This window comes from Mucilaginibacter sp., assembly GCF_039207105.1.
GTDB lineage: Bacteria > Bacteroidota > Bacteroidia > Sphingobacteriales > Sphingobacteriaceae > Mucilaginibacter.
On sequence record NZ_JBCECK010000167.1, the window covers coordinates 1 to 10,188 of the forward strand.

Below are 10,188 nucleotides of genomic sequence, written 5' to 3' on the forward strand. Positions count from 1 at the left end.
CGAAGCTGAAGAGAGGGTCGACAAGCGTAGCGATGTCGGGGTGAGTCGATAAACAACTGATTTTTCTAAGCTATGCCTTTTCATGGCTATAACTCCCCTTAGAGGGCCTCAAAATCCCGGTTTCAGATCAGCTGCCATAGCCTTTCTGAATTTCAAAACTTTGGGTTCAGATACGCTTTCGATGTATGGATTATCGCCATGCGTACGATAGTATCCCTGATGATATGCTTCGGCGGGATAAAAAGCTGTGAAAGGTACAACCTGTGTTACTATCGGGTTATTGTAATGTTTTGACTCGTTCACCCTTTTTATAGCAGTCAGTAATATATTTTTTTCTTCCGGGGTACGGTAAAAAGCTATTGAACGGTAATCAGTACCTTCATCAGGTCCCTGGCGGTTCAGTGTGGTGGGATCATGGGCAAAGAAAAAGCCCTCCACCAATTTTTCATAACTTATCTTTTTCGGATCGTAGTAAACCTGCACCGTTTCGGCATGGTTGGTACTCTGCGAACTCACCTCCCTGTAGGTTGGATTTTTGGTATTGCCGCCGGCATATCCGGAAACTACCTTATTTACACCTTTAAGTTCAGACAATGCTTCGCTCATGCTCCAGAAACATCCCCCGCCAAAAGTGGCAATGGCTTCACCGGCCTTAGGCTGCGGTAATTTGGCAAACTTATCAGATGATTGTCCGTTGGCGCAACCTACGAACAGGAAAACGCCCGCTATATATAAGATCAACTTATTCATGGTATTATGTTTTATGTTGTTAGTCGAATATACGGTGCAATCCTTACAGCCGGATGTCAGAAAAGGGTAATCTTGAAGTAATGGTTTATTCTACCGTAATGATTTTTTAACCATCGTCAGTATTTCGCCAAGCCCGTTGGTTTTGATCTCGAAGGTGGTAGATAATAGCATGCCCATTTTATCTTTGGTAAAACCCTTACCGGCCATCCATTCCAGGTAGCTTACAGGGATATCGGCTATAATGGTTCCTTTATATTTACCATACGGCATCTTCATTTGTACGATATCAACCAATATTTTAGGGTCGGGCTGCATGTTTTTCACACGGTAAATATAGAGTTTAGGTGTGAAAGCAAGACTTACGAAGTTTTAAAAACTTCGTAAGTCTTCTATTTAATATCGTCATGCCGAATTTAGTTCGGCATCCCACAGGACAAATTTATGCATGATGTTTACTCAACATGTGAGATCCTGAAACAAGTTCAGGATGACGGGACGTCTGGGAGGGTTGGGTGGGGCTCTTCACCTTAACTGCCTCATGATCATAAACCCTGCCAGTGCCGCGGCAAATGACAGGGCAACTTTAAACCCTGTGCTGCTTACAAAGGGCGGCACGTAGGTAACACCTGTTTCGTTGGCTGTGGCAGGGTTATCTACATAACGTCCACTTGAGGGTACAGCCATTTCCTCAAAATTATCTGCAAGCTCCTGCAGGGCATCCTGCATTTCGCGGCCACGCATCACATGCCCATGCCCGGGGGCAGTGGTTCGTGGATTAGCAGCAGCTATTTTACGAACAGATGCAGCGGCAGCTACCCAGTTTGTGGTAAAATATTTTGGAGGCCCGCTGAGTTTGGGCGTATAATTATATACAGAGATGGCGGATTCTGCCTGGGTAGTAGCCAATGCATCGCCTGCTAATAACACCGACGTTCCGGGCAGGTATAAAGATATATGGCCCGGTGAATGGCCGGGAGTTTCTATCACCTCCCATTCCGGCAGTTCAGGTATCCCCTCTTCTACATTAATTGCCTTAATTTTATGGCGAATATGTAAAGGCTTAACCGGAAAAAATACCGAAGCCAGACTCATTAACCCGCCGCCAACGAAAGGATCAGTTGGCGGATATGATGATAAACCGGTTAAATACGGCACTTCCAACCGGTGAGCATATACCGGTAAATTCCAATGCATTAACAGTTCGGGCAGGCTGCCTGCATGGTCGGCATGGCCGTGTGTAAGTACAATGGCTGATGGCTTGGTGCCCGGACCGAACAATGCCTCGGCCATAGCTATAATTTTTGCCGATGAGCCTTTTAAACCCGTATCAACCAAAACCCAGCCTTTTGCAGATCCGGGCCGGTTGGCTATCATGTAAATATTAACAAACAGGAGCCTGGTGCCCCATACCCTTTGTGTTACCTGAAAATATTTTGAATCAACTAATCTGTTCATTGTTTTTTAATTATTAACAGAACAACAAGCTGATGTTAAAAGTTTGAATATAAACAAGTTTGGACTTAATTTCAAGAGCCGATAGCTAAACCAGGTTCAAACCTCCCTAATACCGCAATTTAAAGCAAACACAAAGCCCTTAAAGCGTGTTAGTTTATAAATTTATACATTATGGAACAACAATTTGAAGTAACCCTTAGCGGTACCGATAGCTCGATAGATGGCATTGTAGAAGCAATTTCATACCCGAATTTCGCTAACGCTTATGAATTTAAATCGATAGACGGTACGCTGCACCTGATTATAGCAAAAGATGCTGATGGACAATGGATCAGGCTTACCGGAACAGAACCCTATTTATCAGGATGGATAGATGAGCTTGCTGAAAAGGTGAGCAAAGCATAGAAAAGAATTCAGGGTAAAGGGGCGTTCGCAATCTCAAAACGAACACCCCGTAATTCCCTGACGGTTACAGCCTGTTATAAATTAACAGGTTTCATTCTTGGTGAAAGCATGTGCATAATAAACCATGCTAACAGATAAGCACAACCGCATATAAAAAATATGATATTATAACCGGTTGTAAGATGCCCCGATTCTTTATAAAACTCCAGAATATTACCAACCAATAAAGGGAACAGTATACCGCCAACAGAACCGGCCATCCCCCCTATACCTACAATTGAGCTTAAAGCCTTTTTCGGGAACATATCTGAAGCCGTGGTAAAAATATTAGCGCTCCAGGCCTGGTGGGCCGCCGCCGCTAAACTGATAAGCGCTACCGCCTGCCAAATATTAGTTGCATATTTAGCCGAAAGGATAGGCAATACACATAACGCGAATATGAACATGGATGTTTTGCGGGCCTTAAATACAGGCCATCCTTTTTTAATGAAGTATGACGATAAGTAGCCACCACCAATACTGCCAATTGAGGTTGCCGTATAAACAATGATAAGTGGCAAGCTTGGTTTTTTCAAATCAAGGTTAAAGGTGCTTGAAAAATAGGAAGGTAGCCAGAACAGGAAAAACCACCAGATTGGGTCGGTCAGGAACTTGCCGATCACGAAAGTCCAGGTTTGCCTGATGGCAAAAAGTTGTACCCATTTCACTTTGGTTTCATCACCGGCAACTACCTCTTCAGAATCGCTGTGGATATGATCAAACTCTGCCTTCGATATTTTTTTATGTTTTGATGGTATTTCATAATATATCCACCAAAATATAAGCCAAACGAAACCAATGGCGCCGGTAATAATAAAAGCCATTTGCCAACCGTAAACGCCCAGTATCCAGGGTACCATAATTGGAGCAACCACGGCACCTATGTTAGCTCCCGAGTTAAATATGCCCGTTGCAAGTGCCCGCTCCTTTTTAGGAAACCATTCTGCTACTACTTTGATAGCCGCCGGAAAGTTACCGGATTCTCCTATCCCTAATGCCGCCCTAACTACTCCGAAACCAAATGTGCTTTTAACCACAGCATGTAACATGGCTGCAACACTCCATACAATTAATGATATCGTATAGCCTAATTTTGTACCTATTTTATCAATAAAGCCACCAAAAGCCAGCAAACCAATGGCGTAGGCGGTTGAAAACGCCATTACAATGTAGCCATAATCGGTTTCTGTCCAATGAAACTGGATCTCTAATACGGGTTTTAACAAGCCTATAACCTGCCTGTCAAGGTAGTTGATGGTAGTGGCAAAAAACAGGAGTGTTACCACTACCCATCTGTAGTTTCCTACTTTGGTTTCTTTCATTATGATTGGTTTTAGTTAATTGGTTGTTTTGGTTTATTTACTGGTTTGCACCAATTCCATAAGCTTCAGCGTATCGGCATACAGCTGATCATACAAACGGTTTTCCAGTACTTTTTTACTGATGAGCTTACTTCCCATGCCCACCGCGCAAACCCCGGCCCTGAACCAGTTACTGATGCTATCTATATTTAACTCAACCCCACCTGTTGGTATAAATAACTGTCCTGCAAATAATTCTCTGATAGATGACATAAACTCCGGGCCTAAAATATTGGCCGGGAACAGTTTGATCAGCGCCGCCTCATGTTGTTGCGCCGTATTGATCTCGGTTGGCGTCATACAGCCCGGTATCCATAACATACCATGCTGTTTGGCCATCGCCCCAACTTCGGGATTGATAACCGGGGCCACAATAAAGTCGGCACCGGCGGTTATGTAAGCCGCTGCCTCGGCAGCAGTTTTAACGGTGCCTATTCCTAAATGCAGATCGTGCATTTCGTCCTGTTGCGCTTTTTTAAGCACTTTAAAGTTTTCAAGTGCGGCCGGGCCACGGTTTGTGTATTCAAATACCCTGATGCCAGCCTTGTACAGGGTTCTGGTTATTTCAAGGCTCACCTGTGCATCTTCATAAAAAAACAGGGGTAATGATCCCTGCGTTAATATGGCATCCAGTACTATATCTTTTTTACTCATAATTTTATTGCTTTTGTAATTTCTTCAACCGTTTTATTGGTTGCATCGCCTTCAATAAATAATTTCTGATAAGCCGCCGATGTGGCAAACTCCAAGGTATCCAGCGGACTCAAATTGTTGTAAAGCCCGTAAATAAGGCCTGCCATAAAGCAGTCGCCGCTGCCTACTTTATCTACTACCTTATCAGTATCATACTGTTGCGAAGCATGCAGCTTATCACCATCATACAAAGCGGTATAATAGGTTATCCCTTCACCAGCGTCAAAGCGGAAAGTGTTGGCCACCGCTTTGCACTTAGGAAATTGCTTCATAACGCCTTGTGATGACTTTTGGGCTTCTTTCAAATAGATGCTTTTCTGGCCGGATTCTGTAACTTCCTCTTCCACAGCAATACCCAGCATCCTTTCGGCTGCCCAGATATTACCCATGATCAAATCGGCATATTTTACCAGTGCGGGCATAATATCAACTGGTAGCTTGCCATATTGCCAAAGCCTTGCCCGGTAATTCAGATCAACCGAAATGGTGATGTTACGGGCCGCTGCCGCTTCCAGCACCTCGGCGCACACATCAGCAGCATCCTGACTTATAGCCGGGCAAATAGCGCTGAAGTGGAACCAGCTTACACCCTCCAGTACCGTATCCCAATTAACCTGACCGGTTTTTAAAGCCGCGAAGGCGGAGTTGGCCCGGTCATAGATGAGGGCATTGTTCTTGATATCCTTACCCCGGGTTAAATAGTATAAACCAATCCGGTCACCGTGTTTAAAAACAGGTGTGGTATCAATTTTTTTCTGTTGAAGATAATTTAGTATCTGATCAGACAGGGCGTTATCAGGCACAGCCGTAAAATAAGCCGATGGCAAGCACCATAAAGCCAGGGCTGTAGCTACGTTCAGTTCGGCCCCGCCAACAAAAAATGGCAATTGGTTATCGTTCAGCCATTCGCCGCCCGCGTCGGGGCATATCCGGAGCAGTAATTCGCCAAATGAAAGTATGCTGCCTTTGGGCGATATGTTTTCAAAAGGGTTACTCATTATTGCTGATCGAAGTTAAAATAGTTTTTAGCGTTGTAGTAGCATATATCCTGGATGATCTTACCTGTCCATGCTATATCATTTGGCAGTTCACCGTTTTCAATATCATCGCCAAACAAGTTACAAACCAACCTGCGGAAATACTCATGCCTTGGGAACGATAAAAAACTGCGCGAATCGGTTAGCATACCTACCATACGGCTAACAAGACCGATATTTGACAGGGAATTGAGCTGCTTGGTCATCCCATCTTTTTGATCCAAAAACCACCAGGCCGAGCCAAACTGTACTTTGCCTGCTATCGAACCGTCGTTAAAGTTACCGGTCATGGCGGCAAACACCTCGTTATCGGAAGGGTTTAAGTTATAAATGATGGTTTTGGTCAGCTGGTTATTCAGATCAAGCTTATTCAGGAATTTTGACAGGGCCGCTGCCTGGGTAAAATCACCAATAGAATCCCAGCCGGTATCAGGGCCCGAATTAGTTAAGCCACGGGTATTATTATTACGCAGCGCGCCAAGGTGATACTGCTGAACCCAGCCTTTTTCATGATCCCATACGGCAAACTGAAACAACATGGCCGATTTAAACTTCAGTATCTCCAATGGCAATAAAGCTTGTTTGCCACGTATCTTCAGGAAAATAGCAGCTATCTCGCTATCAATATAATCCTCAGCGTAGATCTGCTCCAAACCATGATCAGATAAAGTACAGCCATTGGCTGCAAAATAATCATGACGAGTTTTCAACGCGTTCAGGTAATCATCAAGCGTTGCAATATCGGCATTGGCAACCTGTTGTAGTTGGTCAATATAAGTGTTCAAAGCGGTCAGATCATCCGCGTTCATAGCCTTATCCGGCCTGAAGGCTGGCAGCACTTTGATAGAATAATCACTTTGCTTTATTTGCTGATGATAAGCCAGGTTATCCAGCGGATCATCTGTGGTGCAAACCACCTCTACATTTTTGCCTTTCAAAAGGTTACGTACGCTGTACTCCGGAGTTATCAGTTTGGCGCTGCAATCGGCATATATTTTTTGTGCAGTTGCTGATGTCAGCAGATCATGAATATCAAAATAGCGTTGCAGTTCCAGGTGCGTCCAGTGATACAAGGGGTTACGCAGGGTATATGGCACGGTTTCGGCCCATTTTTCAAACTTTTCCTGGTCGGTTTTATTACCGGTGATAAAAGCTTCGTTAACGCCGTTGGCACGCATTGCACGCCACTTATAGTGATCGCCGTAAAGCCAGGCATGTGTCAGGTTCTTGAAATTCAGGTCGCTGGCTATCTGGTCAGGCGGCAAATGGCAGTGATAATCAATTATGGGTAGTGCAGCGGCATATTCATGGTACAGGCGCTGCGCAGTTTTAGTTTGCAGTAAAAAATCCTGATCTAAAAAATTCTTCATTGTGCTTATGCAGGTAAAATGTCTTTTATTCTCTTAATTATGTAGAGCCTCACCCTGCCCTCTCCAAAGGAGAGGGTTCTAAGATTTTCTCTTTAAATCTTTCCTTTGGAGAGGATTTAAAGGGGCTATTTATCAAACAACGATCTTTTAACTCCCATCTCCAGGCCACGCAATTCGGCTAGGCCTTTCAGCCTTCCAATAGCCGAGTAACCGTGATAGGTTTTATAGTTAAAATCATCCAGCAGTTTGTGCCCGTGATCCGGTCGCATCGGTATAGCTATATCCTGGCGGCCGTTCTCTTTACGCTTTTGCTGTTCTAAGATGATGTTTTTCATTACGGCATACATATCTGTACTGCCATTCAGGTGTTCAGCCTCATAAAAGCTGCCATCATCCTCGCGCTGTACATTGCGCAGGTGCAGGAAATGGATATGTTCACCTAAACGCTCCACAATGCCCGGCAGGTCATTATCAGGCCTTGCCCCTAATGAGCCGCTGCAAAAAGTTAAGCCATTGCTTGGTGATGGACTAAAATTAACCACATCAACCAAATCCTGCTCTGTGGATACTACACGTGGTAAACCCAGTATCGGGAACGGCGGATCATCCGGGTGGATACACATTCTGACACCCGCAGCCTCTGCTCCCGGAATAATTCCTTTCAGAAAATAACCCAGGTTGTTTTTTAAAGCCGCAGCATCAGTATGGGCGTAGCGTTTTAAATGCTCTTTAAACTCGGCAATGGTCAATACCTTGTTTGTTCCGGGCAGGCCAGCCATCAGATTATTGATGAGCTGCTCTTTTTCTTCGGCGCTGATATTATCCAGGTAGTTTTTGGCCGCCTCTTGCTGTGCCGGTGTAAAATCATTGGCAGCGCCTTCACGCTCCAATATGTAAAGGTCAAATGCGGCCAGGGCGTTGGCATCGTATCTTAAGGCTGTACCTTTATTAGGCAGCAGAAAATCAAGATCTGTGCGTGTCCAGTCGAGCACGGGCATAAAGTTGTAGCAAACAATGTTGATACCCGCCAGCGAAAGATTTTTGAGCGTGCTTACATAATTTTCAATGTACTTATCCCTGTCTGGTGAAGCCGTTTTAATACTCTCGTGAATATTCACGCTCTCCACTACCGACCAGGTAAGGCCTGCATCTTCAATTATTTTTTTACGTTCGTTGATCTCATCCAGGCTCCACACCTCCCCGCTCGGTATGTGATAAAGTGATGTAACAATGCCTGTAGCACCTGTTTGCCTGATAGCTGTAAGGGTAACCGGATCGGTAGGCCCAAACCAGCGAAATGTTTGTTCTAAATTATTCACCATGAATTAATGGTATCGTTATATAATAGGTTTGAATCGCAAATTACATATCATTTTACAGAAGTTAGAAAGGATAGCCAAAACAATCCACGCAATCGTTTTCGGATGTTTAAAAAGCCCTTTTTATAGCCATTACACTATGTAACGTTTTAGCAAATGGTATATTCTGTATTAACTAAAAGGGCGGCACATCAATGATAAGCCGCCCTTTTTATATCTGCCATTGGTATCTACTACCAGAAAACAGAGTAAAGCGCAACCACAATACCGGTAACTATTAAAGCACCCGCAGTAAACGCTCTTGATGTTTTAAACATCGAAGCATCAATTTCCAAACCATTGGTGGTTACACCTCTGGCCGCGTCTATTTTAGATATGATGTACATACCTACAACGCAAATGATAAATACAAAACCCATACGGTCAAGGAACGGGATCTCGTATAGTTGCGTTACTTTATCATCCTGCAGGGCCAGTTTCGAGAAACCGTATGGCGACAGGAAGCCGAGATCGGCAAAGCGAGGCAGTAACTTAAAGAAGCACGACATGATAAAACCACCTACCGTAGCAAACAGCGCCGCGTTTGAAGTTGCCTTTTTCCAGAAGAAACCCAAAATAAACATGGCAAAAATACCCGGCGAAACAAAGCCTGTGTATTCCTGTATGTACTGGAAGCCTTGTTTACCTTCGCCCATCAGCGCGTTACCAATTACTTCAGACAATAAAATGCCTAACACCATAGCTACTACTACGCTCCATTTACCCAGACTTACCAGTTTTTTATCTGTAGCCTGCGGATTAATCGCTTTTTTATAAATATCCAGCGTAAATATAGTGGCAATACTGTTTGCTTTACCGGCCAATGAAGCTACAATTGCCGCTGTTAAGGCCGCGAATGAAAGTCCTTTTAAGCCGCTTGGCAATAAGTTCAATAAAGATGGATAAGCTTTATTAGGATCCATCACACCTGATGAACTCATCATTTCCTGATGGAACATGCCTTTTTGGTAAAGTACATAAGCAGCAATACCAGGTAAAACCACAATAACAGGCATCAGTAATTTTAGGAAGGCCGCAAATAAGATACCGCCACGCGCGGTTTTCAGGTTTGCACCTAAAGCACGTTGGGTGATATACTGGTTACAGCCCCAGTAGTTAAGGTTAGTGATCCACATACCGCCAATTAAAACGCTCAGGCCCGGCAAATCCATGTAGTTAGGATTATCCTTTCTGAATATCATATGGAAATGGTCGTTCGCCTCGCCATACATTGATTTAAAGCCACTTAAAATACCAGGAGTATTGGTAAATGAACTTAACTTATCAAGTGCCAGGTAAGTAGCAACCAAACCACCCAATATTAATACAGCAACCTGTATAACATCGGTATAACCAATCACTTTCATACCACCCAGCGTAATGATCACCGCGAATATAGCCAGCAACCATATACACAAATGAATATCTAAACCAGATATACCACTTATAGCTAATGCACCCAGGTACAGGATTGACATTAGATTTACCACAATGTACAGTAGCAACCAGAAAATAGCCATGATCATGGCCACGGTGCCGTTGTAACGCTGGTGCAGAAACTGCGGCATGGTAAATATCTTGTTTTTAAGATATACGGGGATAAAAAATACCGCCACAATGATCAGTGTGATAGCCGCCATCCACTCGTAAGTAGATATGGCCAAACCCATCTTGAATGCCGATCCGCTGGTTCCGATAAACTGCTCTGCAGATATATTTG

10 protein-coding genes are annotated in these 10,188 nt (G+C 43.9%); 1 reads left to right on the forward strand and 9 read right to left on the reverse strand.

Features of this window, described 5'->3' with window-relative positions:
• Window positions 1-108: 108 nt before the first annotated feature.
• The 3 genes from msrA to AAGC65_RS22115 all read right to left on the reverse strand — a co-directional run bounded on the left by msrA (window position 109) and on the right by AAGC65_RS22115 (window position 2,205).
• Window positions 109-750: a peptide-methionine (S)-S-oxide reductase MsrA gene (gene msrA / locus AAGC65_RS22105; protein ID WP_343114641.1), complete on the reverse strand. Its 642-nt coding sequence runs from the start codon at window positions 748-750 to the stop codon at window positions 109-111.
• Window positions 751-840: 90 nt separating this feature from the next.
• Complete coding sequence (locus AAGC65_RS22110) at window positions 841-1,065, reverse strand: DUF3820 family protein (protein ID WP_343114650.1); 225 nt, start codon at window positions 1,063-1,065, stop codon at window positions 841-843.
• A 207-nt stretch (window positions 1,066-1,272) separates the two neighbouring features.
• The gene (locus tag AAGC65_RS22115) at window positions 1,273-2,205 is read right to left on the reverse strand and encodes an MBL fold metallo-hydrolase (protein WP_343114642.1); all 933 of its coding nucleotides are present in this window, start codon (window positions 2,203-2,205) and stop codon (window positions 1,273-1,275) included.
• 171 nt (window positions 2,206-2,376) lie between these two features.
• Between AAGC65_RS22115 and AAGC65_RS22120 the strand changes: the two genes are divergently transcribed.
• On the forward strand, window positions 2,377-2,610 hold the full coding sequence (locus AAGC65_RS22120) for a hypothetical protein (protein ID WP_343114643.1): 234 nt from the start codon (window positions 2,377-2,379) through the stop codon (window positions 2,608-2,610).
• Window positions 2,611-2,684: 74 nt separating this feature from the next.
• Here AAGC65_RS22120 and AAGC65_RS22125 read toward each other — a convergent pair whose 3' ends face one another.
• The 6 genes from AAGC65_RS22125 to AAGC65_RS22150 all read right to left on the reverse strand — a co-directional run.
• Window positions 2,685-3,971, reverse strand: coding sequence for an MFS transporter (locus AAGC65_RS22125; RefSeq protein WP_343114644.1), 1,287 nt, complete (start codon window positions 3,969-3,971; stop codon window positions 2,685-2,687).
• Window positions 3,972-4,004: 33 nt separating this feature from the next.
• The gene (locus AAGC65_RS22130) at window positions 4,005-4,664 is read right to left on the reverse strand and encodes a bifunctional 4-hydroxy-2-oxoglutarate aldolase/2-dehydro-3-deoxy-phosphogluconate aldolase (protein ID WP_343114645.1); all 660 of its coding nucleotides are present in this window, start codon (window positions 4,662-4,664) and stop codon (window positions 4,005-4,007) included.
• A complete protein-coding gene (locus AAGC65_RS22135; RefSeq protein ID WP_343114646.1) occupies window positions 4,661-5,701 on the reverse strand; it encodes a sugar kinase in 1,041 nt (346 codons plus the stop codon). The genes AAGC65_RS22130 and AAGC65_RS22135 overlap by 4 nt, the downstream gene beginning before the upstream one ends.
• Entirely contained in the window at window positions 5,701-7,110 is a 1,410-nt protein-coding gene (uxaC, locus tag AAGC65_RS22140; RefSeq protein ID WP_343114647.1) for a glucuronate isomerase, read from the reverse strand. Before uxaC ends, AAGC65_RS22135 begins: the two co-directional genes overlap by 1 nt.
• 125 nt (window positions 7,111-7,235) lie before the next feature.
• The gene (uxuA, locus tag AAGC65_RS22145) at window positions 7,236-8,432 is read right to left on the reverse strand and encodes a mannonate dehydratase (protein WP_343114648.1); all 1,197 of its coding nucleotides are present in this window, start codon (window positions 8,430-8,432) and stop codon (window positions 7,236-7,238) included.
• 230 nt (window positions 8,433-8,662) lie between these two features.
• Window positions 8,663-10,188, reverse strand: a 1,526-nt coding sequence (locus AAGC65_RS22150; protein ID WP_343114649.1) for a sodium:solute symporter family transporter, incomplete at its 5' end; no start/stop codon positions are given.

What these genes read in the sequence shown, in the direction of transcription:
- AAGC65_RS22115 (WP_343114642.1), bottom strand. Translation starts at nt 2,205, where the DNA reads ATGAACAGATTAGTTGATTCAAAATATTTTCAGGTAACACAAAGGGTA.
- AAGC65_RS22110 (WP_343114650.1), bottom strand. Translation starts at nt 1,065, where the DNA reads ATGCAGCCCGACCCTAAAATATTGGTTGATATCGTACAAATGAAGATG.
- AAGC65_RS22120 (WP_343114643.1), top strand. Translation starts at nt 2,377, where the DNA reads ATGGAACAACAATTTGAAGTAACCCTTAGCGGTACCGATAGCTCGATA.
- uxaC (WP_343114647.1), bottom strand. Translation starts at nt 7,110, where the DNA reads ATGAAGAATTTTTTAGATCAGGATTTTTTACTGCAAACTAAAACTGCG.
- uxuA (WP_343114648.1), bottom strand. Translation starts at nt 8,432, where the DNA reads ATGGTGAATAATTTAGAACAAACATTTCGCTGGTTTGGGCCTACCGAT.
- AAGC65_RS22135 (WP_343114646.1), bottom strand. Translation starts at nt 5,701, where the DNA reads ATGAGTAACCCTTTTGAAAACATATCGCCCAAAGGCAGCATACTTTCA.
- msrA (WP_343114641.1), bottom strand. Translation starts at nt 750, where the DNA reads ATGAATAAGTTGATCTTATATATAGCGGGCGTTTTCCTGTTCGTAGGT.
- AAGC65_RS22125 (WP_343114644.1), bottom strand. Translation starts at nt 3,971, where the DNA reads ATGAAAGAAACCAAAGTAGGAAACTACAGATGGGTAGTGGTAACACTC.
- AAGC65_RS22130 (WP_343114645.1), bottom strand. Translation starts at nt 4,664, where the DNA reads ATGAGTAAAAAAGATATAGTACTGGATGCCATATTAACGCAGGGATCA.